The organism is Oceanisphaera sp. W20_SRM_FM3 (genome assembly GCF_052119705.1).
Lineage (GTDB): Bacteria > Pseudomonadota > Gammaproteobacteria > Enterobacterales > Aeromonadaceae > Oceanimonas.
In genome coordinates this window covers 26,031-50,936 of sequence record NZ_JBGQOP010000016.1, presented here as the reverse complement: position 1 = coordinate 50,936, position 24,906 = coordinate 26,031, and the positions used below count along the sequence as shown (strand labels likewise).

The window sequence follows — 24,906 nt, the reverse complement described above, 5'->3', positions numbered from 1 at the left end:
AGATAAAGACAAACATAACGGCCCTGCGGAGCAGGATGGGGTGCTAATTATGTTGTGCTCTTCACTCTTTACGCTTCACCCTTTACTAAGTTTGAATCATGACTTTAGACGAACTAAAAACGCGCATTAATTTATTGGCGCCGCTGCCAGATCCGCACTTGCCGCTGGATGCGCATCCTGCGGCTGTGCTGATGCCCTTGCTGCAAACGGGGCAGGGCTTGGAGCTGGTGCTCACTCGGCGTAATCGATTGTTGCGCCAGCATCCCGGACAGGTGAGCTTTCCCGGTGGACGCATGGATGCGTCTGATGCCAGCCTGTGGCACACGGCGCTGCGTGAAAGCTGGGAAGAGATCGGCCTATTACCGGAGTTGTGCCAGCCTTTAGGCCAATTGCAGGCTCAGTACACGATTTCCGGCTTTGCACTCACGCCTTTTGTTGGCCTAATAGAAGGGCAACCACGGTTTACGCTTAATCCGTCTGAGGTCGATGAGGTGTTTCAGGTCCCCCTCGATTATCTGCTGGATTTACGCCACCACCATTTGTTTCAGTTGCGCCGCCAAGGCCACACCCATGAAGTGGTGTTTATCCGTTGGCACGGATTATGGATTTGGGGCATCACTGCCGCCGTTATCCATCAATTCGCCCAGCAGATTGCTCGATAACTCGCGATCTTAATCACACATTCCGCTGCTAATTTTCTCTCCTCTAAAATATCATTGGGGCTTATCCTCAAATATCCCTACAATAATTCAAAATTAGTTGATGATCTGCGCCTCGCTTATTAAGCACACCACATCATCCTTGCTTATCGATTTATGGAGTCGTTATGATCAGCGTGTTCGACATGTTCAGCATTGGCATAGGCCCGTCTTCTTCTCACACCGTGGGGCCGATGCGTGCGGCTCAAGACTTTGTGCAGGCGTTGAGCGAACGGGGTCTATTGAGCCAAGTCAGCCGCGTTGAGGTAGAACTGTTTGGTTCATTAGGCCAAACCGGCATCGGCCATGGCACTGGCAAGGCGGTGATCTTAGGCCTAGCCGGTTTTGCACCCGACACCATAGACATTGAGCTTATCCCCGACTTTTTATCTCAAGTAGAGCAAGATGAGCGGCTGTTATTAAATCAGTGTCACTCGGTAATTTTCCCACGCACTAACGCCATCGTCTTTCATCGCCGTAAGACCTTACCGTTGCACAGCAATGGCATGACCTGTCGGGCTTTTACGGCTGATGCAGAACACGCAGCGGAAAGTCAGGAAAAGCGATTAGCCGAACAATCCTATTACTCGATTGGTGGCGGCTTTATTGTTAAAGCCGAAGACTTTGCCCACACCAAAGCGAGTGCGGCCGCCGAGTCCAGCGCTAAGCCGGTGCCGTACCCGTTTCACAGTGGCGATGAATTACTGGCGCTGTGCCATAGCCACGGCTTGTCGGTGAGTGAGCTGATGTTGGCCAATGAAAAGGTAAACCGCAGCGAGTCAGATATTCTGCAAGGCCTGCGCCAGCTTTGGCAGGTGATGCAAGACTGCGTGACCCGTGGCTGTAACACTAAAGGTATTTTGCCCGGTGGCTTAAAGTTACGCCGTCGCGCACCAGACTTGCTGGCCAAGCTCAACAGCGAGTCGGCGTTTAATCAAGATGCCTTAATTGTGATGGAGTGGGTGGACTTATATGCCATGGCGGTTAATGAAGAAAACGCCGCCGGTGGCCGTGTGGTTACCGCACCGACTAACGGTGCAGCGGGCATTATTCCGGCGGTGTTGCATTATTATCACCACTTTGTGCAACCGGTAGATGATGGGGTGTTGGTGAAGTATTTCTTAACCGCCGCCGCTATCGGTATTTTATACAAAGAAAATGCTTCTATCTCGGGGGCCGAAGTGGGCTGCCAAGGCGAAGTGGGCGTGGCCTGCTCCATGGCCGCCGCCGCACTCACCGCCATTGTGGGTGGCACTGTGGATCAGGTAGAAAATGCCGCCGAAATTGGCATGGAGCATAACTTAGGCCTAACCTGCGATCCGGTTGGTGGGCTGGTACAAGTACCTTGTATTGAGCGCAACGCCATGGGCTCGGTAAAAGCCATTAATGCCAGCCGCCTCGCGCTGCGTGGCGATGGCGAGCACAAGGTATCACTGGATAAAGTCATTAAAACCATGCGCGAAACCGGTCGTGATATGAAGAGCAAATACAAAGAAACCGCCCGCGGCGGCTTGGCCGTGAATATTATTGAATGCTAATTAAGGGCTGTTAGGAGTGAGGCGTGAATGGTGAGGGGGGGAAGCTTTACAATTGGCGCCTACGCTATCTCTACTATCGTCTGTACACCTCGCCTTAAATCTAAACGAGCTTCTGATGTGGGTCAGGAAGACGAGCACAAAAAAGCCCAGTGTACTGGGCTTTTATAGCAGGTTAAGGTGAGTCTAAAAGACAAAACACCACGGCTACCCATTCGGTGTCTTGCCCCTCACGCCTCACTATTTACACTTTACGTTACTTAATCCGCATTCCCGGCTTGGCACCGGCATGAGGCTCTAAAATCCACAGGTCTTTGCCACCTGGGCCGGCAGCGAGCACCATGCCTTCACTTAAGCCAAAGCTCATCTGGCGTGGGGCAAGGTTGGCTACCATTACCGTCAGCTTACCTTCGAGATCTTCAGGATTATACGCAGACTTAATGCCGGCAAACACTTGGCGGGTTTCACCGCCTAAGTCCAGCTCTAAGCGCAGCAGCTTATTGGCCTTGGGCACAGACTCGGCTTTTTTGATTAACGCGATGCGTAGGTCAATTTTGGCAAAATCATCGAAGCTGATGGTTTCGCTAATGGGATCCAAGTCTAGCTCTGTGGTGACCGTAACACTTGGTTCAGCACTTGGTACGACAGTGCTTTGCTCCACGGCCAAGTCTTCTTTAGAGGCTTCCACCATGGCGGCAATCTTATCGGCTTCCATGCGGCTAAACAGCGGGCTAAAGGCGTTGAGCTGATGCGCTACTAACGGTGTGGCGACGCCATCCCAGGTTAAGTCGATATTGAGATAAGCTTCGGCGCGCTCGGTTAATTTTGGCATCACCGGCTTTAAGTAGGTGATCAACACGCGGAACAAGTTCAGGCTTACCGAGCACACATCTTGCAGCTCTTGGTCTTTACCTTCTTGCTTGGCTAACACCCAAGGGGCTTTGTCGTCGACATAGCGGTTGGCTTTATCCGCCAGCGCCATAATTTCCCGAATAGCACGACCAAATTCACGCTGTTCATAGCTTTGACCAATGCGCTCGGCGGCGGCGGCAAACTCAGCATACAACTCAGGCTCGCTGCAGGTATCGGCTAACTTGCCGTCGAAGCGCTTGGCAATAAAGCCGGCATTGCGTGAGGCCAAGTTCACCAATTTGTTCACCACATCGCTGTTCACGCGGGCCACAAAGTCGGTCAAGTTTAAGTCCAAGTCGTCGATACGGCTCGACAATTTAGCGGCGTAGTAATAGCGCAGGCACTCTGGATCTAAATGATTCAGATAAGTGTCGGCCTTAATAAAGGTGCCTTTCGACTTCGACATCTTGGCGCCATCTACCGTTACATAACCGTGCACGAAGATATTGGTCGGCTTTCTAAAGCCGCTGCCGTCCAGCATGGCTGGCCAAAACAGGCTATGGAAATAGACGATGTCTTTACCGATAAAGTGATACAGCTCAGTGCTGCTGTCTTTATTCCAGTATTCATCGAAGCTCAGATCGCCGCGCTTGTCGCAGTAGTTCTTAAACGAGCCCATATAGCCGATAGGCGCATCCAGCCACACGTAAAAATATTTGCCTGGTGCATCGGGAATTTCAAAGCCAAAGTAGGGCGCATCACGGGTAATGTCCCACTGCTGCAAGCCGGTTTCAAACCACTCTTCCAGCTTATTGGCCATTTCTTCTTGCAAGGCGCCGGAGCGAGTCCAGGCTTTCAGCATGCCGCTAAACTGTGGTAGATCGAAGAAGAAGTGCTCGCTGTCGCGCATGACCGGCGTCGCACCCGATACCGCAGAGCGTGGGTTAATCAGATCTGCTGGGCTGTAGGTGGCCGAGCATACTTCGCAGTTATCGCCGTACTGATCTTCGGCTTTGCACTTAGGGCAGGTACCCTTGACGAAACGGTCTGGCAAAAACATGTTTTGCTCAGGATCGTAGAGCTGAGAAATAGTGCGGTTTTCAATGAAGCCGTTGCTCTTGAGGCGACCGTAGATAAGTTCGGCAAATTCACGGTTCTCATTGCTGTGTGTGGTGTGATAATTATCGAAACCGATATTAAAGCGGGCAAAGTCAGCTTCGTGCTCGGCTTGCACGGCGGCGATCATTTCTTCTGGCGCTATGCCTAATTGCTTGGCCTTGAGCATAATGGGCGTACCATGAGCATCGTCAGCACAGATAAAATGAACCGTATGGCCTCGCATTCGCTGATAACGAACCCAGATATCGGCCTGAATATGCTCCAACATATGGCCAAGGTGGATAGATCCGTTGGCATAGGGCAGGGCGCAGGTGACAAGTATCTTACGTGGTTCGATAGCCATAATGTCCATTCTATTAAGTCAATTAAGGTGGGTCGGACATGTTACCCGAGTTTTTTTCGCTTATACACACTTTGGCGGCTTTTTCCGGTGCAAAGCGCTAAAAGGCGGCTGATCTGGAGAATAATCTCAATAAAAAGTCGTATATTGGCTGATTAAGCGCCCAGAGTGCGCGGGGGACGTTTCACCGTTGCCGGCTTTTTGCTAGAGTGCCTAATACCGTCATAGAGGGGCAAGTGAGCATGAATAATAACGATATTATGGCCGTGCTGGCACAATTTATACCACCGCACTGGGCGAAGGACTTGGTCAGTACCGGAGCGGTGCGCGACATTACGCTTGTACAATCACGCTTAGTGATAAAGCTAGTGTTGCCCTTTGTGGATTATCAGCTCGACACAGCGCTCATTCAGCTAGACGAAAAATTATGCCAGCTCAGCGGTGCCCAAAGTGTGGACTGGCAGCTAAGCGTGGACGTGGCCACCTTGGCGCGCGCCAATGATGCCCAAGGCGTGGCGGGGGTGCGCAATATTATCGCTATTTCTTCCGGTAAAGGCGGCGTAGGCAAGTCCACCACTGCCGTGAACTTGGCACTGGCCTTGAAACGCTTAGGCGCGCGGGTGGGCATTTTAGATGCCGACGTATATGGCCCCTCTATCCCTATGATGTTGGGCGTGATGGGTGCCAAGCCCGCCAGCGAGGACGGTAAAACCATGGCACCGATTGCGGCCCATGGTCTGTTGGCCAACAGCATCGGCTTTTTGGTGGGGGCAGAAGATGCCACCATCTGGCGCGGACCCATGGCCAGCAAGGCGCTCACCCAAATATTGCAAGAAACCCGCTGGGGCGAATTAGACTATTTAATCGTCGATCTGCCGCCGGGCACAGGTGACATTCAAATTACCATCTCCCAAAGTGTGCCCACTACCGCCGCCGTGGTTGTGACTACGCCACAAAACGTGGCGCTGGCGGATGCGGTGAAAGGCATCAGCATGTTCCGCAAGGTAAACGTGCCTGTGCTGGGCGTAATTGAGAACATGAGCTATCACATTTGTGGCCAATGTGGCCATCAAGAAGCCTTATTTGGCGAAGGCGGCGGTTTGCGGGTTTCGCAAAAAAATCAGGTGCCCTTATTAGGCCAGTTGCCATTAGATGCCCGCATTGGTGTGGACATGGATAAGGGCCGTCCGACCATGATAGCCGAGCCAGACGGCACCTTAGCCCACACCTATCTGACCATGGCGGCGCGCATTGCCAGCGGACTCTTTTTTAGCGGCAAGGCCATCCCTACTAGCCTATATACGCGCTTGATTTAATGCGCTGCCAATTTAATCAAGCGACAAATTTAATCTTCACCACCCAGCCTGCATTTTTGTGGCTAAAGGTCAGCGTTGCGAGTGCAGCGGCAAATGCCGTCGTGAGCAGGGTGGTTTTTTATCATGAGTTGAGGAATTTTCATGCGTCTTTGTGACCGCGATATTAAGCGTTATTTGGCTGATGGCATTATTACCATGACGCCGGAGCCGGATCCGGAGCGGATCAGTGGTGTGAGCGTAGATGTGCTGTTAGGCAATGAGTTTCGGGTGTTTGAGGCTCACAGTGCGCCTTATATCGACTTAAGTGGCCCTAAGAGCGAAGTGGCGGCTGCCATCGATAGCGTGATGAGTGATGAAATTTTTATTGCCGACGGCGATGCCTTTTTCTTGCACCCTGGCGAATTAGCGCTGGCGGTAACCCTTGAATCCGTCACCCTGCCCGATAACATAGTGGGTTGGCTAGACGGCCGCTCATCGTTAGCTCGCCTAGGCTTAATGGTGCACGCCACGGCGCACCGTATCGATCCGGGTTGGTCGGGGCGCATAGTGCTCGAGTTTTATAACGGCGGCAAACTGCCATTGGCGCTGCGCCCGCACATGGTGATCGGTGCCATTAACTTTGAGACTATGTCCGGCCCTGCTGAGCGTCCTTATATGAGTCGTGCCAGCGCTAAATACAAGGCGCAGCAAGGCGCGGATGCTAGCCGTATTAACCAAGACTAAAAACATCGACACGGGAAACATGCATGAAAAAGCTACTCTATGGACTGGGAGCCTTATTACTTTTGATCTTGCTCGCAGGTGTCATATTAACGCAGGTGGTAGATACCGACCGCGTGAAGCGAGTATTGATTGAACAAACCAAAGAAAAAACGGGCCGCACCTTAGTGATTAATGGTGATTTAAGCTGGCGTTTTTTCCCCTCCATTGGTTTTACCGTGACCGACACCGCCTTATTAAACCCACCGGGCTTTGAGGGCGGTAATACCTTATCGATTGGCGAGCTCAGCTTAGATGTGGCGCTAAAGCCGCTGTTTAACAATCGATTAGAAGTCGGTGAAGCGGTATTAAATAAGGCGCGTCTGCAGTTAATTACCCGTAATGATGGCGTGACAAACATTGATGACCTACGCGAGTTGGCGGCAAAACAGTCTGATAATAGCGCCAGTGGCAACAGTGAAACTGATTCTGCGTCCCCTAATTCCGGTAGCGATGAGAGCTCAGAGGCGAACAGCGCCAAAGAGCCGATGAGCTTTAGCTTGGCAGGTGTGAATGTACAAGATGCCGAAGTGGTGATGCAAAATCAGGCCAAGGGCAAGCTCACTCGACTGACCCGCGTTAACGTTAAATTGGACGATTTTGCACCTGATAAAACCGTGCCTTTGAGCTTGTCCGGCAACCTCTTTAGCGACGATCTGCAAGGCAATATTCTGCTGAACGGTGATTTTTGGTTAGCGCCTGAGCTTAATCGCCTGCTGTTAAGCAACCTTAATTTTGAAGCTAGCGCCACCGGCCGCGCCATACCAGGCAATAAGCAGCTTAAGTTACAGGGGCAATTAGCCTACGACTTGGATAAAAAACTGGCGGAGTTTACCGAGCTTAACTTGGAGACGGGTGAGCTTAAGGTAACCGGTCAGCTGATGGTTAATCACCTTGCGCTGCCTGAACTGAGCTTTAACTTGCACACTGACTCGTTAAACGTGGACGCGCTGCAAGCAGAATGGCGCAGCGTTACGCCACCGACTAAAGGCCAACCCAAGGTAGAGAATAAAGCCAAGAACAAAGACACAGCAAACCAAGCTAAAGTAGCCAGCCAAGAGACAAAAACGGCAACCGCATCTGTGCCGGGCACCTTGTCGAAAGCCAAGCCCAGTGATGCCAGCGGTTCTTTATTGCAAGGTATTAACCTAGAGGGCGACTTGAAAGCCGATAAGGTGACAGTGCAGGGCATAGAGCTTGATCAGTTGGATGTGCATATTAAATCGACGCAAGGCAAGCTTGAGTTTAAGCCGCTGCAAGCCCAGTTGTATGAAGGCCAAGTGGACGCCGACATCAAGCTCGACTTTACCGCTGATCCCACTCGTTTTAGCATGAACAATGTACTGACTGGCGTAAATGCCGATGCGCTACTGAGTGCCGCCACCAAGCTCGACTACATTCAAGGCCGTGCGGATATCAACGTGGATGTAAAAGGGGCAGGCTTTAGCGTCGAGCAATTGCAAAAGGACCTCACCGGCACCGCTAATATCAGCGTGGCAGACGGTGCCGTAGAAGGCGTGAATATCGCCGCGCTTATTCGCCGTGCGCACGCCCAAATAAAAGGCTTGCCGTTACCGGCAAAAGAAGACGTCGAAAAAACCGACTTTAGCGCCCTGACAGCAGATTTCGCCATTAAAAAAGGCGTGGTGAGCACAGACAATCTGTACTTGGCCTCGCCCTTACTGCGCATCGACGGCCAAGGTAATACTAAGCTTGCCGACGAGTCGCTGGATGTCCTGTTAAATACCGCTATCGTCGGCAGTATTAAGGGCCAAGACGGTGAAGAGCTGGACGAGCTAAAAAATATCCTTTTGCCTATCCGTATTAGCGGCTCCTATAAAGACCCGCAATACCGCTTAGATTTACAACAAGTGTTTGATGTGTATTTAAGTGAAAAAGCCGACAAAGAGGCCGAGCGTTTCAAGCGCAAGCTCGAAGAGAAGCTGGGCGATAAACTCGGTGATAAGCTCAACCAAAAGCTCGGCGATAAGTTACCGGGGTTATTGGATAAGTTAGGCTTATAATTTATTGGTGAGTGGTTAACAGTTAACGATTAAAAATACAATTAAAGATTAAAACTGACCTGATTACCCACAAAGCTCAGCCATGTTTCAGTGAACTCAGCACCAATGAATTCAATATGTTACAGGTAGGTTCCGCCTCTTCGGTAAAGAATATGAGGCTCAGTTTGGTATTTTGACCTTGTAGGGGCCAATTTATTCGGCCCGGTTTGGTGTTTTGGTTTAAATCTAAACCTCAGTAACAGCCAGCAGAGCTGGCCTGCCGAATAAATTGGGCAGCTACAAAGAACAAACCGAAACAGGGTGCATTATGGCTGAGGTTCATACGTAATCAGGAAAACTGAAAATACTCCCGTAACAAACAGTGGCTGGTGAGGTGACCCCCCTCACCAGCTAATCATTGATAGCCTACATATTCAGCGCCCTAACGACGCCTATTCCCGCAATGCATGCATGGCTAACGCCAAAACCTCCTCAAGTTATTGATTTTAAAAACGTCTTCTGCAAAAGGAGGCCTAAATCATTGTAATAGAGGTGTACTAAATCATTGCAATAAAGCCCTAGGTTAGCCCGTTAATCTTAATATAGGAATGTAACCATGGATCAAAGCGTGCTTAACAAGCAAAGCCCCCGTGTATTGGCGGTGTGTTTAGGTAATATTTGTCGCTCACCGACGGCAGAGGCAGTGCTGCGCCAGCGCGCGCAAAGAGCGGGCGTTGCACTAACCGTTGATTCTGCAGGCACCTATGGCGGCCATGCTGGCGCGACACCCGATGCGCGCTCTAGGGCGGCAGGGGAGCGCCGTGGGTATGACTTTAGCGGCATTCATTCTCGCCAAGTTAAAGCCAGTGACTTTGTGGCGTTTGATCTGATCTTGGCGGCAGACCGCAGCAATCTAGTAGATCTTCAGGCGCTGTGCCCAGCCGAGCATCAATATAAAATTAAGCTGCTGTTAAGTTTTAATAACGATGCCACACAAGACGCCAAACAAGAAATACCTGACCCTTATTACGGCGGAGAGCAAGGCTTCGAGCAGGTGCTCGACTTGATTGAGTCAGCTTGTGATGGCTTGTTAGCGCAATACACTCAGTGATCGGTTTTAGAATAAATGCGTAATACCGCTTAGAGAGGGAGCGGGCTCGGCTACCAAAGCGAGGCCCAAACAGGCTTGAATATCAGCATAGTGCGATAATAGTGCCATCGCAGAGTATGGATGGCACATCATTATGTGAATAATGGCTGCCCGTGATCTTTGCTCCTATGCTTTGGTTGTAGACGAATCGGCAGAGATCCAAGGCGAATGCGAGCTTCATTTGGTCGCGCGCGCCTAAAAATAGACAGGTGGCTATTATGATGACGATAGAGTTATTCACGGCATTTTTGGGTTGGTCGTTGGTTATTAACATGTGCGTGCTGTTGTTCTCCACCCTGATACTGCTGGTGATGCGCGAGCCTATCACCAGCATGCATGCTCGGTTGTTTGCTTTGAATAAACAGGATCTTGGCCGAGCCTATTTTCAGTACCTTGGCCAATACAAGATAGCTATTCTGGTATTGAATCTTGCCCCCTATATTGCGCTGAAAATCATCACTTAATAGGCTCAGCTATAGAGTCTCACAAGGTTATTGCCTGACTCCATTCAGGCGTTATGCTATCGGTTCCATTATTTATAAGAAGAAAGCGCTTATGTCATTACCACCCTGCCCAAAATGCCAGTCTGAGTACGTTTACCAAGATCAAGCGCACCTAATTTGCCCCGAATGTGCGTATGAATGGGATCCGTCACACGCGGCTATTGAAGACCAGACGCTCACCGCACATGATGCCAACGGCACTTTATTGGAAGAAGGTGACAAGATAACGCTGGCCAAAGACCTTAAGGTAAAAGGCAGTTCTCTGGTGCTAAAAATTGGCACCAAAGCGGTGATCAGACGCATAGTGGAAGGCAAAGATCACGAGCTAGACTGCAAGGTGGACGGTGCCGGTGAAATGATGGTAACGGCCAAATTTGTGAAAAAATCTTGAAGCGGTTATCTGTTTAGCGGGGCAGGGTAATGATTAATCATAGGTTTGCGTGCATCATTAAAAGAACTGCCTAATAAACAGACAATTAAAGAGTGATGTTATTTATCTCTTTACGGTGAAGGCTAAGAGCTACTTATGAAAATAAGTAGCTCTTTTATTTGATGATGGTGTTAACGGTTGAGCTGCGCCAGCGTGCGCAAAGAGCAGGCGTTACACTAACAGTGGATTCTGCAGGCACCTATGGCGGCCATGCAGGCGCAACACCCGATGCGCGCTCTAGGGCGGCTGGGGAGCGCCGTGGGTATGACTTTAGCGGCATTCATTCTCGCCAAGTTAAAGCCAGTGACTTTGTGGCGTTTGATCTGATCTTGGCGGCAGACTGCAGCAATCTAGCGGATCTTAAGGCGCTGTGCCCAGCCGAGCATCAATATAAAATTAAGCTACTGCTCAGTTTTAATGCCAATGTTGAACAAGAGATCAAGCAAGAAGTGCCAGATCCTTATTACGGTGGTGAGCAAGGTTTCGAGCAGGTATTAGACCTTATCGAGTCAGCTTGTGATGGCCTGTTGGCACAATTACGCGGGTGATGAAAGCGCGTTAGCTCCTTAAGCACTGTGATAGCTGAGTGCTGGGAGCCCCTGAGCTCATCATTTCTGCTTACGCTTACGCGTCCTGTTGGCTGTCGTGCAGCAGATGCGGGGTCAGCAAAGTGCGGAGTCTAGTGCAGTGTCGAAAATCCCTACGTCAAGCGGTGCTGCTCGTGAGTTAGTACTGGCGAAGATTAATGAGATACACAGCGAGGCCGAAGGTTTGCCCGTACGGGGACGTATCGCCTTTTATCGGCGGGTGATGGACAGTTTAAGCGATGGTATGGTCTTAGCTTCGCAGATCCGTCCTGTGACCAATGGTGAGCCACGAGGGGAGTGGGTGTTGGCACCTGGCGCTATCTCGAGTCGTCGAATGCTTTACATACACGGCGGAGGCTGGAGTGCCGGCAGCCCTAAAAGCCACCGTGCTATTACCGACCGATTGTCGAGACTAGCCAGAGCCTGTGTGTTCGCCATTGATTACCGATTATTGCCGGAGCACAGCTATCTGGACGGTGTTATTGACTGTCAGCACGCTTACTGCTGGTTACGGGATAACGGGCCTGACGGTCCATCAGCGGCAAAGTTTATGGTGATTGCCGGTGACTCGGCTGGCGGCAGCCACACGCTGGCTTTGATTGCTTGGATACGTGATCAAGGATTGACCGCACCGGATGCGGCGCTTGCCTTGTCGCCGACTACGGATCTGATGCTCAGCTCCTTGCGCAACCCTGCTAACTTAGACGCCGATGCCATGTTAGGGCCCATTATTAAGAGATTGGCGTGGATACCTGCGCCCATATTATGGTGCGGCTTGGCATTAACGATGCGCGCCTTGCCGAGTAACCCGTTAGTGTCACCTTTGCGCGGTGATCTTCATCATCTTCCGCCCACTTTGATCCAAGTGAGTGAGTCGGAGGCGTTGCTAGACAGCGCCCAACAATACGCAGCCAAAGCGCAGGCGGCGGGCTCAATCGTAGAAATAGAAACTTGGGCAGATATGGTGCATGTGTGGCATATTTTTACGCCCCCTTTGCTCGAGGCAGAACAAGCGTTTGAGCATATTGGTGAATTTCTAAAGCGCGTAGACACGAGATAAAAAGCCCTTCGGGCCGCGATCAGCGCAATAAAAATACCACGCCCAGCATGGATACGAGAAGTTGGCTCGCCGAAGCTCACTGCATACAAACAGCTGACGGCTACAAGACATAGCTGCGCCCGATATTACATTTCTTCATGAACTTGGCCATAGGCCAGCATGGCAAACAAGCCGGTCCCACCTAAGATATTGCCGATAAGTACCGGAAATATATGATAAACCAAGCCGCTAAACAGGGTTATTTCACCGTTGAGCACCAGCGTAAAAATTTCATTTGAACCGGCAATCACGTGTGTAAAACCACCGGCTGCGATTAGCCAGGTAAACATTATAATCACCAACACCTCAGAGCCCTTTGCCGAAGGTAGCATCCACACTAAGGCTGCTATTAAAAAGCCGGAAGGTATTGCCTGCAAAAATGCCTCTGGCGGTGTCAATTCTGCCACGTGGCGTGAGATAGCTAATATTGCGGTTAAGGTTTCAGCTGTCAGGATACCGCCGTAAACGCTGAGGGCGGCAGTTAAGAAAGTGCCCACTAAATTAGCCATCAACACAATTCCCCACAGGCGCGCGACACAATAGAAACGTGTGCGTGTGGGCTCGGCTAACACCGGCAGTACTACGGTAATGGTGTTTTCAGTAAATAACTGTAGGCGGCATAAAATAACCAGCACAAAGCCAAAGGTGTAACCTAGGCTTTCTAAAAGTGTTAGATAAGGGTGCTCTGAACCCAGATTAGCGCGCAGAATGCCCTCAACAAGCACTGAGGTTGAGATGCCGATGCCCGCCGCTACGCCAGACCACCAAAGCGAAGTATTGGGCCTTTTCAGCTCATTTTCTCCCTCGCGCAGTATGATGGAGTAGACAGTTAATGCGGAGAGATTACTGTGCTCTGCAACAGAAGCGCGTTCTTTGCGAGTTAATGATTTCTCGCTAGAGGTAGGGGTTCGCTCACGAGCTTCACGCTCTTTGTTCTTGGCGCGCGTTTCTTGCTCATCTGCTTCATCTCTGGCGTCCGTTGCTGCTTTAGCCGCATTGTGTGCGGCATCTATTGGGTCTGCGTTGCGCTCATCCATTTAGCGGCCCTCTAATTGACCATAAATAACCCTGTTACTAAAGACAGTGTTGCTTAAAGATGACGTTTTCGGGAATGATATTCAACAACCCAGACTATAAAAGTGTTTTTATACCAGTCTAAGTAAAAATATGATCGATTTTAAAGCTCGGAACGAAAGGCAACAGAATCACCTCCCGCGACACGCCATAAACCCATCCATGGGGGCTCGGGAAATGCCTTCCTTGGCATTTCACGGTCGTGGGAGCCGAACTCTGTTGCCTTCTCCTTAAGCACCGAGTTGTCTGCAGAGCGTTCCCACAGGCGACGCCACAGCACAGGGGCGGATGAAGGGTTCTACTCAAGCGACCATCACATGACAGGACGTCATGTGCTGAGCGTCGCAGGGATGCGGTTCAGCGTGTCGGTGGAGTAGCCCCTTCGTTCGACCTTTACAAGATAGCTAAATAGATCAGTTAGTTTTCCAGATTGGTATTAGAGACGCAGTGTGCGTGTTGAGGAACCACAAAATTAAGGCATATCTAAATCCCAGCTAAATAAAAAGGCTCCCTGAGGAGCCTTTTGTAATTGCGGTCAGTCGTGATTAATGACTTTCAGGTTTCGCCATGGGGGCCGATGCGGTGTTTTGTGCCGCCGTGCTGCCTGCATGACGACCACTGGTGGCCACCGCCTCACGTTTAAGTTGTGGATACTCAGGCTTTACGTAAGGCGCTTGGGCTACCTCTTCTGGCTTAACCATGGGTGACGAAACTTGGCGTGAGCCGCGGTATAGACCGTCAGCCTTTGGCGCAGTTCTAGCGGCAGGCGCAGGGTTAGTTACAGCCTCAGTAACGGCAGCTGGCTGTGGGGCAGGAGCCGACTCTGTCACTACATTCTCTGTCACTACAGGCGCAACGGTAACCTTTGGCTCAGCTTGCTGCGCAATGGCCGGTTTAGCGTTAGGTGCTACTGTTACTTGGGCATCAGGCTCCGCTTTGATTGGTTTAATTTGAACCGGCTCAGCATGAACAACAGGCTGTTTGGTCACAGCTGGCTCAAGCGCTTTTTGCTCAGCAACGGCTTGTTTAACCACTGCTTGTTCAACTACTGTTTGTTCAACTACTGCCTGTTCAGCAACAGAGGGTTCAGCAACGGCAGGTTCAACGCTTGCTTTCTCGGCCACAGGCTCGACTGCCTTTGGCTCAGCTACTGGCTGCGTCACTGCGGCAGGCTCAACGGCTGGCTGCGTGACGGATTCCGGTGCAGCTTTGGGCTCTAGCTTTCGCGGTTGTGCTGCGGCCAGTGCTTCTTCAGTCGCTACCCACTTGTCTTCACCTTGAGCGGCAATTAACGCGGCTATGCTGTCTTCGCGACGACGACGACGGCTGTCTTCGTTCATACGCTTGCGCTTTGGCATGGCACTGCGTTTATGGTGCTCTTTGCTGTTGTCATCCGCGCTAGCTGCTGCTGGCGGCTGAACATTAGTCTCAGTGGTGGTTGCTTGTTCCTCTTCACCGCCAATGCGCACTTGTTTTCTTTGCTGGCGGCGCTGACGACGTTCGGCCAAGTTCTGCTCTTGAGACTCAGTCGCCGGGGCAGCTGTCGTGGCTGCGGCCGGAGTTGCAGTTACGGCATCGTTGGCGACAACGGCTGCATCACCGTCATTCAGCTGAGCTGTGGCTTGTGGATGCTCACGGCGTGGCTTTCTGCGTTCACGACGTGGGCGCTCATTTTTATTCTCATCTTGCACGGCGGCGGTGGTGACCGGCGCTTTAGACTCGGTTTGTGAGGCGATATTACGTTCTTCATCACGAGGTCTACGAGCATTGCTATTACGGGTATTACGCTGTGAACGGTCGTTGCGATCATTACGGTCGTTACTGGCGTTGCGATCACGACGTTCGCCGGAGCGATTGTTATTGCGGCTCTGGTTACGCTCGCCGTTGTTATTGTTGCTGGCATTACTGCCGGTAGCAGGGCGGCTAGGTGCTGGAGTAGGAGCCGCTTGGGTTGCGGTATCGCCTTTAAACCAGTTACCAATGGCGGCACAAACGCGGCTGACAAGGCTTGGTCCCGTTTCACCTGTCGCGACTACAGCTACAGTACTAGCTGCAGGAGCCGACGTGGCTGCAGGAGCAGGAGTAGCAACCACGCTAGGTGTGGCTTGGGTTGGAGCCGTAAAGCCTTGCAAGGCAGGCTGCTCAATACGCGGGCTAGACTGGCTGTCTCGCGGCGTATAAGTGGACTTAGGTACGGCAGTTTTAAGGCTGTAGCTAGTCACGGCTTCTTCTTCGCCGCTGCGCACGCGTTCCACACTAAAATGCGGGGTTTCCAATCGTTCATTCGGAATAATGTAAATTTCAACATTATAACGCTGCTCAAGACCGGCGATGGACTTGCGCTTTTCGTTCAACAGATAAGCGGCGACGTCTACCGGTACTTGGCCGTGAATTTGCCCGGTGTTGTCTTTCAGGGCTTCTTCTTCAATCAGGCGCAAGATGGCGAGAGCTAAGGATTCGTTATCACGAATGGTGCCTTGGCCTAAACAGCGAGGGCACACGTGGGTGCTGGACTCGCCCAATGAAGGACGCAGGCGCTGACGCGACATTTCCAGCAAGCCAAAGCGAGAAATACGGCCTAACTGGATGCGCGCACGGTCTTGGCGCACGGCGTCGCGCAGGCAGTTTTCGACATCACGCTGATGGCGTACCGGCGTCATGTCGATAAAGTCGATCACCACCAAGCCACCTAAGTCACGCAGGCGTAACTGGCGGGCGATTTCTTCGGCCGCTTCTAGGTTGGTTCTCAATGCCGTTTCTTCGATATCGCTGCCTTTGGTGGCGCGAGACGAGTTGATATCGATACTGGTTAAGGCTTCGGTCGGGTCGATAACGATACTGCCGCCAGAAGGCAGACGCACTTCGCGCTGAAAGGCCGACTCAATTTGGCTTTCAATCTGATAGTGGCTGAACATGGGCACGTCGCCGTCGTACAGCTTGACGATTTTCAAGGAGTCGGGGCGAACCAGCTCTATGTGTTTGCGCGCGCGCTCATACACCACTGGGTTATCGATGACGATTTCGCCAATGTCTCGGCGCAAGTAGTCGCGAATGGCGCGCACAATGACGTTACTTTCTTGGTGAATTAAGAAAGGTGCCGCGCCGCCTTCGGAGGCTTCTTGAATCGCTTTCCAGTGACCTTGCAGTACGCGCAAGTCCCACTCTAGCTCTTCTGCCGATTTGCCCACACCTGCGGTGCGTACAATCAGGCCCATGCCATCGGGCAGGGCAAGTTGCGACAGTGCTTCTTTTAGCTCGGTGCGCTCGTCACCTTCGATACGGCGAGAAATACCGCCCGCACGAGGATTATTCGGCATCAGCACCAAATAAGAGCCGGCAAGGCTGATAAAGGTCGTGAGCGCGGCGCCTTTATTGCCACGTTCTTCTTTATCAATCTGCACTATGACTTCTTGGCCTTCTTTAACCACTTCTTTGATATTGGGACGGCCTTGGTAGCTGTATCCGGCAGGGAAGTAGTTACGCGCAATTTCTTTTAACGGTAAGAAACCGTGACGATCTGCACCGTAATCAACAAACGCCGCTTCTAGGCTGGGCTCTACGCGGGTAATTTTACCTTTATAGATGTTGGCTTTTTTTTGTTCATGGCCTGGGCTTTCAATATCCAGATCGTAGAGTTTTTGCCCATCTACGAGGGCTACACGCAACTCTTCTTCTTGAGTGGCGTTGATTAGCATTCTTTTCATTAATGACTCTTTTATAAAGTTTTTACTGTTTTTTACAGTGTTGGTATTTTCCCTAGCCTAACCGCGTTATTCCGACGAACACCGGCCTCGAGTCTGTTAGCGTAAAAGATACAGCCTCCCGGCTGGGTACGCTTGAGGCGCTTTTTCAGGTGTTTTTCACGGGTAAGGGAGAGCCCAAAGGTCGCGAATAAAACGGATAGTAAGGGGTGTTCGGGGCGTATCACCCAGTGTTGAACAATTCATGTTGGATAAACATGGTTTGATAAAAATGGCTAGATAATCATCGCTAGCAACAACTGGCCGACACAAAATTCTGAGCCATTATCACACTTTAACTGTAACCTTAGCAAGACGCCTTTTTAGCGCCAAATCACACTTGCCAATGATAGAATGTAGACCATGAAACCAGAACAGCAACATAGCGTACAACTGCTCACCATAGATGCGGAATATGAAGGGCAGCGCATCGACAACTTTTTACGCACCGCGCTCAAGGGCGTACCTAAAAGCATGATTTATCGCATTGTGCGCAAAGGTGAGGTCAGAGTTAATAAAAAACGCATTAAACCCGAATACAAACTCCAGGCCGGTGACATAGTGCGCATCCCGCCGGTGCGTTTGGCGGAACGCGAAGATCCGGTGCCGAACGATAAGCTCAAAGAAGTGCAGCCCTTAGAAGCGGCCATCGTCTATGAAGACGATGCACTCATCGTTATCAATAAACCCTCAGGGCTTGCCGTGCACGGCGGCAGTGGCCTGAGTTATGGCTTAATTGAAGGCCTGCGTGCGCTGCGCCCCCAAGCGCGATTTTTAGAATTAGTGCACAGACTCGACCGCGACACCTCAGGTTTATTGTTAGTGGCTAAAAAGCGTAGCATGTTACGCAACTTGCATGAGCAGTTGCGTGAAAAAACCATAGATAAACATTATTTAGCTTTGGTGTGTGGTGAGTGGCCGGCTAAGCAGCGAGCCGTGCAGGCACCATTAAGAAAATTTGAGATGCCCTCGGGCGATCGCGTGGTGAAGGTGGATACCAAAGAAGGTAAACCGTCGGAAACGCGCTTTAAGATCCTGCAGCAGTTTACCCAAGCCACGCTCGTGGAATGTAGCCCCATTACCGGGCGTACTCACCAAATTCGTGTGCATACCTTGCATGCGGGGCACCCCATTGCCGGTGATACTAAATACGGTGATGCCCAGTTTGATGAACAAATGGGCAAGTTAGGCCTAAAACGTTTATTTTTGCATGCTTGTCGGTTGCGCTTCTTTCACCCAGTGCGTGAAGAGCAGATGACAGTAGAGGCGCCATTAGAGCCTAGCTTAGAGCGGTTATTAACGCGCTTGGCCAAAGTTTCTAAATAAGGTCTCTAAATAAGGTCTCTAAATAAAGCGGCTAAATGAGGGTTTGCTATATATGAACTTTAAGTTAGTCATCTTCGATTGGGATGGCACCTTGATGGATTCGGTGGCGCGCATTGTGTCTAGCATGCAAGCCACGGCGCAGGACTGTGCGTTGCCGATACCAAGTGCTGATGCGGTACGCGATATTATTGGCCTTAGCTTATATAAGGCGTTTCCCATTTTGTTTGGCACTATGAGTGATGCGCAATCGGCTAATTTACTGGCAGCCTATCGCCGTCATTATATGGAGCTTAATCAAACTCCAGCACCGCTGTTTATTGGTGCCGCCGATACGATTAAGGGATTACATAACTGTGGCTATCAGTTAGCCGTGGCCACGGGTAAGCAAAGAGCCGGATTAGACAGCGTCTTGGCCGATACTCAATTAGGTGGGTATTTTCACGCGTTGCGTGGTGCCGATCAGGCGATATCTAAACCGCACCCGTTAATGCTGGAGCAGATTTTAGCCGAGCTGAATGTCTGTCCCACAGAAGCTGTGATGGTGGGGGATTCGAGCTATGACCTTGAAATGGCCCGAGCCATTGGCATGCCGCGTATCGGCGTAACCTATGGGGTGCACGATGCGGCAAAGTTAAACGTGCATCAACCGCTCGCGCTGATCGACGATATTCGTCAATTACGAGATTGGGTTTAAGAGTAGTGAAGAGTGAGGGGTAAAGAGTGAAGAGTAAACCGAATATCTGAACGTTCGGTGCTTTTTCACCTCACACCTGACGATTCACGCCTCACGATAAATCAAGGTGCTTGCACGCCAAACGCGCTTAATAAATCGACCAGCGCTATTAACGGCAGGCCGACTAAGGCGTTGGGGTCGCGGCCTTCCATTGACTCAAATAAGCTGATGCCTAAGCCTTCGCATTTAAAGGCGCCGGCGCAGTCCAGTGCCGGCTCCCGTTCCAAGTAGCGATCGATTTGGGCGCTCGTAAGAGTGCGAAACACCACAGTGAAGGGTTCTACCAATGAGCGCATTTGATCCTGTGCCACGTTATAAACGGCTAAGCCAGTATAAAAGGTCAGGCGTTGGCCACTGGCGGCCAGTAATTGTGCGCGGGCGTTGGCTAAGGTGTGTGGTTTGCCCAAGATTTGGCTCATGGCTACGGAGTTAACACACACTTGATCTGAGCCAATGATCAGGCTGCGGGGATAAAGGTGACTCAGTGCACGGGCTTTTTGTTCGGCTAAGCGCAGTACTAACGCCTCGGCAGTCTCATTGGGCCGAGCGGTTTCATCTATCTCTGGGCTGTGACAGCTAAAGTCGAGTTGCAGTTTTTGTAATACTTGCTGGCGATAGACGGAGGAAGAAGCAAGAATAAGTGACGGCTGGGCTGATAGCATGAATGGCTAAGTCATCATAAGGAACAGGTGCAACAGTTTAGCATGTTGTAACGGACGCGGTGCGCGAACCGCATTAGGCCCTAAGTTAAGGCGACCCCAGCTTTTTTATTACGGCGTAAAGCGTTAAAGGTAGGGCGTTAATTGCTAGCGATTATTTAACAGTCAAAGGGACTTTCTCTTTGACTCCCATGATGAGGTTCTATAATATGCGCGCCTTATGGAAAAGGTAAAGTTGCCCAATAAGGTTGATCCCGCTCGCTGCGCGCTTAATCGTCTTCAATACGAAGGTGAATATGCTGCGTCGCTAATGCCCAGACTGGCGGAGTCAACCCAAGGTATCCATGGTGATATCAACGTATCTCTAGACTTTGGCACTGACGCCCAAGGGCTACGCATCATGCACGGTAAAACGCGCATGAGTGTGTCCCTCCAGTGCCAGAGATGTAACGAGCCGTTTGATACTACTATAGAATCCGAATTTACATACACGCCACTGCGTGCAAACGCAGAAGCGCCAGATGTGCCGGAAGATTACGAAACGGTCGAAGTGGATGAAGTTGGCGAAATAGACTTGGTAGAATTAGTCGAGGATGAACTTATTCTCAGCTTACCTCAGATTCCGGTTCATGCGAATGAACATTGTTCTGAAGGTAAATTCGACCAAAGCTTTGGTACAATTCCTACTGCTGAAGAACGTCCGAACCCTTTCGCGATTCTGGAAGGTTTAAAACGTAAGTAACTGATTTAGGAGTGAGGTCAAATGGCCGTACAAAAGAGTAAAGTATCTCGCGCTGTGCGCGGAAGCCGTCGTTCACACGATTCGTTGACTGCTGCTGCATTGACTGTAGATCAAACTACAGGCGAATTGCATCGTCGTCACCACATCACTGCGGATGGTTTTTACCGCGGTGTAAAGGTTATTAATAAGTAATAATAACCTTGTCGCAGCTGACCGTTGCGTTAGATATGATGGGGGGAGATTTTGGCCCCTCAATAACAGTGCCTGCCGCCGCGCAGGCACTGTCGCTTCTGCCTGATCTGCATTTGCTCTTGTTTGGTTTAGAAGCGGAGCTGTCTCCTTGGTTATCGCGCCTAAAATTAGACCAACACCCCAGAGTGCAGACGTGCTTTTGTACGCAACAGGTGGGCAATGATCATAAAGCCGCTTATGCCCTGCGTCATCTAACCGACTCTTCTATGCGCCACGCGCTTGATGCTCTTGCATCAGGGCGCGCTCACGCATGCGTGAGCGCTGGTAACACAGGCGCATTAATGGTCATGGCCATGAAGGTGCTCAATACCGTATCCGGCGTAGACAGACCCGCACTGATCACGCGTCTGCCACAAGGGGGGGGCGGTTATGCCTTGCTGCTTGATGTGGGTGCTAACATTAGTTGCGATGCCGGGCAGTTGGTGCAGTTTGCTTTGATGGGAGAGCAAGCCGCCCAGCGTATACTCGGTATCACAGCTCCGCGTATTGCTTTGCTGAATGTAGGTGTCGAAGCCAACAAAGGTAATGAAGCGGTACGTGAAGCAGGTCACCGTTTAAGCCAAATCGCCGATCTAAATTACTGCGGTTATATCGAAGGCAATGAGCTGTTTATCGGTAAAGCCGATGTTGTCGTCTGCGACGGTTTCGTGGGTAATGTGGCCCTTAAAACCAGTGAAGGTGTGGCCAGATTACTCTTGGGTCAGCGCTTAAAACGCGGGTTGTTAAGTAAAATGTTGACCTTTTGGTTAAAAAAACGGCTCTCTCATCTGAACCCCGACCAGTATAATGGCGCAAGTCTGATAGGATTACGCGCCAGTGTGGTGAAAAGCCATGGCAGTGCTGGCTCACCTGCCTTCTTCAATGCGATTTTGCAGGCCATTTCTGAGATTGAACATGACTTGCCTGCGAGCATCGCGCATCGTTTCGATACTGCCCCACAGGACAGTCACGTAAGATAAGCCTATGAACAGTAAAATATTAGGAACCGGCAGCTACCTGCCCGCCGCGGTACGTACCAACGCCGATTTAGAAAAAATGGTAGACACCAACGACAACTGGATAGTGGAGCGCACCGGTATTCGCGAGCGCCGCATTGCCAGCGCCGACGAAACCATAGCGACCATGTCCCATCAGGCAGGCTTGCGTGCTATTGAGGCCGCGGGTATTTCTGCCCAAGACTTGGACATGATCATTCTTGCTACCACCAGTGGCGAACATGCGTTTCCGGCCGCGGCCTGTGAAGTGCAAGCCTTGTTGGAAGTACAAAGCATTCCCGCCTTCGACTTATCGGCGGCCTGTGCGGGTTTTAGCTACGCCTTGAGCGTGGCAGATCAATTTATTAAAAGTGGCGCCGCCCGTCATATCTTAGTGATAGGTGCCGATGCACTGTCACGTATGTGTGACCCAGAAGACCGCGGCACCGTTATCTTATTTGGTGATGGTGCCGGCGCGGTCGTCATAGGTGCTAGCGAAGAGCCGGGTATCTTGTCGACCCATTTGCACGCCGATGGCCGTTATGCAGATATGCTGAAATTGCCTCACCGTACTCGCGGCATCAGTGGTGCCGAGATGGGCGCTTACATGACCATGAAAGGCAACGACGTATTTAAGGTGGCGGTCTCGCGGTTAAGCGAAATTGTGACTCAGACCTTAGAAGCCAACAATATTGATAAGTCTGAGCTCAATTGGTTAGTCCCACATCAGGCAAATTATCGTATTATTACCGCCACCGCCCGCAAGTTAGGCATGTCGCTGGATAACGTTATCTTAACGCTCGATCGCCACGGCAATACCTCGGCGGCCAGTGTGCCTATTGCCTTCGATGAAGGCGTGCGCGACGGTCGTATTCAGCGGGGCCATTTGGTGCTTCTGGAAGCCTTCGGTGGCGGTTTTGCTTGGGGTTCAGCCCTGATCCGGTTTTAAGCCCGACCATCCTCCTCGACGCGAGTGTCTATATCAGCGTCGGGGTATGCAGCATGCCGTACTTGTGCGATTGCAGCCAAGGGCGGCATGTTTTGCTCAACCAGTATGTTTTGAACACTTTGTTTTAAAAAACATGTGTTAAATAAAAGGACAGACAATGACTTTTGCCATTACCTTTCCCGGCCAAGGCTCGCAAACGGTCGGTATGTTAGCCGATGTGTTAGCTGAACATGACTGCGTTAAACAGACCTTTGCCGAGGCCTCTAGTGCCTTGGGTTATGACTTAGCCGAACTGGTCGTAAACGGCCCAGCAGAAGAGTTGAATAAAACTTGGCGCACTCAGCCTGCCTTGCTCACCGCCTCGGTTGCCTTGTGGCGTTTATGGCGCGAGCAGGGCGGTGCCATGCCGAATGTGATGGCGGGCCACAGCTTGGGCGAATATTCGGCATTAGTCTGCGCCGATGTATTAAGTCTCACCGACGCCGTTAAACTGGTCGAGCTGCGCGGTCAACTGATGCAAGCAGCCGTGCCTGAAGGTACAGGTGCTATGTCTGCCATTATTGGCCTCGACAATGACACTATTATTGCCAACTGCGCGCTGGCCGAGCAGGGCGAAGTGGTCTCTGCAGTGAACTTTAATTCACCAGGCCAAGTGGTGATCGCCGGCAATAAGGCGGCCGTAGAGCGCGCTAACGTGTTAATGAAAGAAAGTGGCGCTAAACGTGCCTTGCCGTTACCGGTCAGCGTGCCTTCCCACTGTGCACTGATGCGCTCGGCAGCCGAGAAGCTAGAGCAAACCTTGGCCGAGATGATCTTTAATGAGCCAAGTGTGCCTGTGATTAATAACGTGGACGTGCGCACTGAAACCAGTGCCGCAGCCATTAAAGATGCGTTAGTACGCCAACTCTATAGTCCAGTACGCTGGACCGAAACCGTGGAAACCATGGTGGAGCTAGGTGTGACCTTGGCGCTAGAAATGGGCCCAGGTAAGGTATTGTCGGGTTTGGCTAAGCGCATCGATAAGCGTGTAGAAGGCTTAGGCATCAATGACCAAGCGGGTCTTGAGCAAGCTCTTGCAGCCGTTGCTGCGCAATAAGTGACTTGTTTCGCTACTATGATGCGAAGCCGTCAGCTTAATAAATACGACAATTAACAAATATACAAAGGCCGGTGTGGTGTTGAAATCAAGCAGAAAGCCAAGGAGGGTTTGCTGTGCGTTCAGGAGAGACAACCGCAGCTTGACGCCTTATCACACCGGCCTTAGTTATAACTGAAGGAGTCATTATGAGTTTTTCCGGTAAACTAGTACTGGTCACGGGCGCCAGTCGCGGTATTGGCCGAGCTACGGCTGAGTTGTTTGTTGCTCGCGGCGCCACCGTTATCGGTACGGCTACCAGCGAAAGCGGTGCCGAAGCCATCAGTACCTATTTAGGCGAGCAAGGTGCGGGTTTAGTATTAAACGTGACTGATGCGGCCTCATTAGAACAGTTTTTAGCTAGTGTAAAAGAGCGCTTTGGCGAGATTGACATTTTAGTGAATAATGCCGGCATTACCCGCGATAATTTATTGATGCGGATGAAAGATGACGAATGGCAGGATATTATCGATACTAATCTGACCTCAGTATTCCGTCTCTCTAAAGCGGTATTACGCGGCATGATGAAAAAACGCCATGGTCGCATCATCTCTATTGGCTCTGTGGTGGGCACTATGGGGAATGCGGGTCAGGCAAACTATGCGGCGGCCAAAGCCGGCCTAATTGGCTTTAGTAAGTCATTGGGTCGTGAAGTGGCCAGTCGTGGTATTACCGTTAACGTAGTGTCACCGGGCTTCATTGAAACCGACATGACACAGGCCTTAAATGACGAGCAAAAGGCGGGTATCTTGTCTCAAGTTCCGGCACAACGTTTGGGTAATCCCAACGAAATTGCTTCTGCGGTGGCTTTTTTAGCATCAGAAGAGGCGGCTTATATCACGGGTGAAACGCTGCACGTAAATGGCGGCATGTACATGGTGTGATGAAAATCTCCGCAGTTTGCTGCCGTTTGGTGGATAATGCAGCATTT

The 24,906-nt window shown here is 51.1% G+C and carries 21 protein-coding genes and 1 pseudogene; 18 read left to right on the top strand and 4 right to left on the bottom strand.

What is annotated here, in order from left to right:
* Positions 1-98: 98 nt before the first annotated feature.
* Together ACEN2G_RS09935 and ACEN2G_RS09930 are read left to right on the top strand one after the other, a co-directional pair.
* Positions 99-662 (top strand): CoA pyrophosphatase, encoded by a 564-nt coding sequence (locus ACEN2G_RS09935; protein ID WP_442021335.1) that lies wholly within the window; start codon positions 99-101, stop codon positions 660-662.
* Positions 663-826: 164 nt separating this feature from the next.
* Complete coding sequence (locus ACEN2G_RS09930) at positions 827-2,236, top strand: L-serine ammonia-lyase (protein ID WP_442021334.1); 1,410 nt, start codon at positions 827-829, stop codon at positions 2,234-2,236.
* Between the two features lie 253 nt (positions 2,237-2,489).
* Here ACEN2G_RS09930 and metG read toward each other — a convergent pair whose 3' ends face one another.
* Positions 2,490-4,547, bottom strand: coding sequence for a methionine--tRNA ligase (gene metG, locus ACEN2G_RS09925; RefSeq protein WP_442021333.1), 2,058 nt, complete (start codon positions 4,545-4,547; stop codon positions 2,490-2,492).
* A 239-nt stretch (positions 4,548-4,786) separates the two neighbouring features.
* Here metG and apbC point away from each other — a divergent pair, with 239 nt between their 5' ends.
* The 8 genes and pseudogenes from apbC to ACEN2G_RS09885 all read left to right on the top strand — a co-directional run bounded on the left by apbC (position 4,787) and on the right by ACEN2G_RS09885 (position 12,352).
* Positions 4,787-5,860, top strand: coding sequence for an iron-sulfur cluster carrier protein ApbC (gene apbC / locus ACEN2G_RS09920; RefSeq protein ID WP_442021332.1), 1,074 nt, complete (start codon positions 4,787-4,789; stop codon positions 5,858-5,860).
* A gap of 141 nt (positions 5,861-6,001) precedes the next feature.
* Positions 6,002-6,583 (top strand): dCTP deaminase, encoded by a 582-nt coding sequence (dcd, locus tag ACEN2G_RS09915; RefSeq protein ID WP_442021331.1) that lies wholly within the window; start codon positions 6,002-6,004, stop codon positions 6,581-6,583.
* 20 nt (positions 6,584-6,603) lie between these two features.
* A pseudogene (locus tag ACEN2G_RS09910) lies at positions 6,604-8,643 on the top strand (AsmA family protein); the annotation flags it as partial.
* Positions 8,644-9,238: 595 nt separating this feature from the next.
* On the top strand, positions 9,239-9,733 hold the full coding sequence (locus ACEN2G_RS09905) for a low molecular weight protein-tyrosine-phosphatase (RefSeq protein ID WP_442021330.1): 495 nt from the start codon (positions 9,239-9,241) through the stop codon (positions 9,731-9,733).
* Positions 9,734-9,990: 257 nt separating this feature from the next.
* Positions 9,991-10,236 carry a DUF6868 family protein gene (locus ACEN2G_RS09900; RefSeq protein WP_442021329.1) on the top strand — a complete coding sequence of 82 codons (246 nt, stop codon included), beginning with the start codon at positions 9,991-9,993 and terminating at the stop codon, positions 10,234-10,236.
* Positions 10,237-10,327: 91 nt separating this feature from the next.
* Positions 10,328-10,666, top strand: a complete 339-nt coding sequence (locus tag ACEN2G_RS09895; protein ID WP_442021328.1) for a zinc ribbon domain-containing protein YjdM — start codon at positions 10,328-10,330, stop codon at positions 10,664-10,666.
* 161 nt (positions 10,667-10,827) lie between these two features.
* Positions 10,828-11,253 (top strand): low molecular weight protein-tyrosine-phosphatase, encoded by a 426-nt coding sequence (locus tag ACEN2G_RS09890; protein ID WP_442021327.1) that lies wholly within the window; start codon positions 10,828-10,830, stop codon positions 11,251-11,253.
* 139 nt (positions 11,254-11,392) lie between these two features.
* Positions 11,393-12,352 (top strand): alpha/beta hydrolase, encoded by a 960-nt coding sequence (locus ACEN2G_RS09885; protein ID WP_442021326.1) that lies wholly within the window; start codon positions 11,393-11,395, stop codon positions 12,350-12,352.
* Between the two features lie 125 nt (positions 12,353-12,477).
* Here ACEN2G_RS09885 and ACEN2G_RS09880 read toward each other — a convergent pair whose 3' ends face one another.
* Together ACEN2G_RS09880 and rne are read right to left on the bottom strand one after the other, a co-directional pair.
* Complete coding sequence (locus tag ACEN2G_RS09880; protein WP_442021325.1) at positions 12,478-13,428, bottom strand: formate/nitrite transporter family protein; 951 nt, start codon at positions 13,426-13,428, stop codon at positions 12,478-12,480.
* Positions 13,429-14,010: 582 nt separating this feature from the next.
* Positions 14,011-17,169, bottom strand: a complete 3,159-nt coding sequence (rne, locus tag ACEN2G_RS09875) for a ribonuclease E (RefSeq protein ID WP_442021324.1) — start codon at positions 17,167-17,169, stop codon at positions 14,011-14,013.
* A gap of 399 nt (positions 17,170-17,568) precedes the next feature.
* Here rne and rluC point away from each other — a divergent pair, with 399 nt between their 5' ends.
* Together rluC and ACEN2G_RS09865 are read left to right on the top strand one after the other, a co-directional pair.
* Positions 17,569-18,531 carry a 23S rRNA pseudouridine(955/2504/2580) synthase RluC gene (gene rluC, locus ACEN2G_RS09870; protein ID WP_442021323.1) on the top strand — a complete coding sequence of 321 codons (963 nt, stop codon included), beginning with the start codon at positions 17,569-17,571 and terminating at the stop codon, positions 18,529-18,531.
* 52 nt (positions 18,532-18,583) lie between these two features.
* Positions 18,584-19,225, top strand: coding sequence for an HAD family hydrolase (locus ACEN2G_RS09865; protein WP_442021322.1), 642 nt, complete (start codon positions 18,584-18,586; stop codon positions 19,223-19,225).
* Between the two features lie 101 nt (positions 19,226-19,326).
* Here the strand turns inward: ACEN2G_RS09865 and ACEN2G_RS09860 are convergent, their stop codons facing one another.
* Positions 19,327-19,926, bottom strand: coding sequence for a Maf family protein (locus ACEN2G_RS09860; protein WP_442021321.1), 600 nt, complete (start codon positions 19,924-19,926; stop codon positions 19,327-19,329).
* A gap of 217 nt (positions 19,927-20,143) precedes the next feature.
* Between ACEN2G_RS09860 and yceD the strand changes: the two genes are divergently transcribed.
* From yceD to fabG, 6 genes are all read left to right on the top strand, one after another.
* Positions 20,144-20,665, top strand: a complete 522-nt coding sequence (gene yceD / locus ACEN2G_RS09855) for a 23S rRNA accumulation protein YceD (protein WP_442021320.1) — start codon at positions 20,144-20,146, stop codon at positions 20,663-20,665.
* A 21-nt stretch (positions 20,666-20,686) separates the two neighbouring features.
* Positions 20,687-20,857 carry a 50S ribosomal protein L32 gene (gene rpmF, locus ACEN2G_RS09850; protein ID WP_442021319.1) on the top strand — a complete coding sequence of 57 codons (171 nt, stop codon included), beginning with the start codon at positions 20,687-20,689 and terminating at the stop codon, positions 20,855-20,857.
* 8 nt (positions 20,858-20,865) lie between these two features.
* Positions 20,866-21,876, top strand: a complete 1,011-nt coding sequence (plsX, locus tag ACEN2G_RS09845) for a phosphate acyltransferase PlsX (protein ID WP_442021318.1) — start codon at positions 20,866-20,868, stop codon at positions 21,874-21,876.
* Positions 21,877-21,880: 4 nt separating this feature from the next.
* Entirely contained in the window at positions 21,881-22,840 is a 960-nt protein-coding gene (locus tag ACEN2G_RS09840) for a beta-ketoacyl-ACP synthase III (RefSeq protein WP_442021317.1), read from the top strand.
* Between the two features lie 157 nt (positions 22,841-22,997).
* Positions 22,998-23,936 (top strand): ACP S-malonyltransferase, encoded by a 939-nt coding sequence (fabD, locus tag ACEN2G_RS09835; RefSeq protein ID WP_442021316.1) that lies wholly within the window; start codon positions 22,998-23,000, stop codon positions 23,934-23,936.
* Between the two features lie 188 nt (positions 23,937-24,124).
* Positions 24,125-24,859: a 3-oxoacyl-ACP reductase FabG gene (fabG, locus tag ACEN2G_RS09830; protein WP_442021315.1), complete on the top strand. Its 735-nt coding sequence runs from the start codon at positions 24,125-24,127 to the stop codon at positions 24,857-24,859.
* The last annotated feature ends 47 nt before the right edge of the window (positions 24,860-24,906 follow it).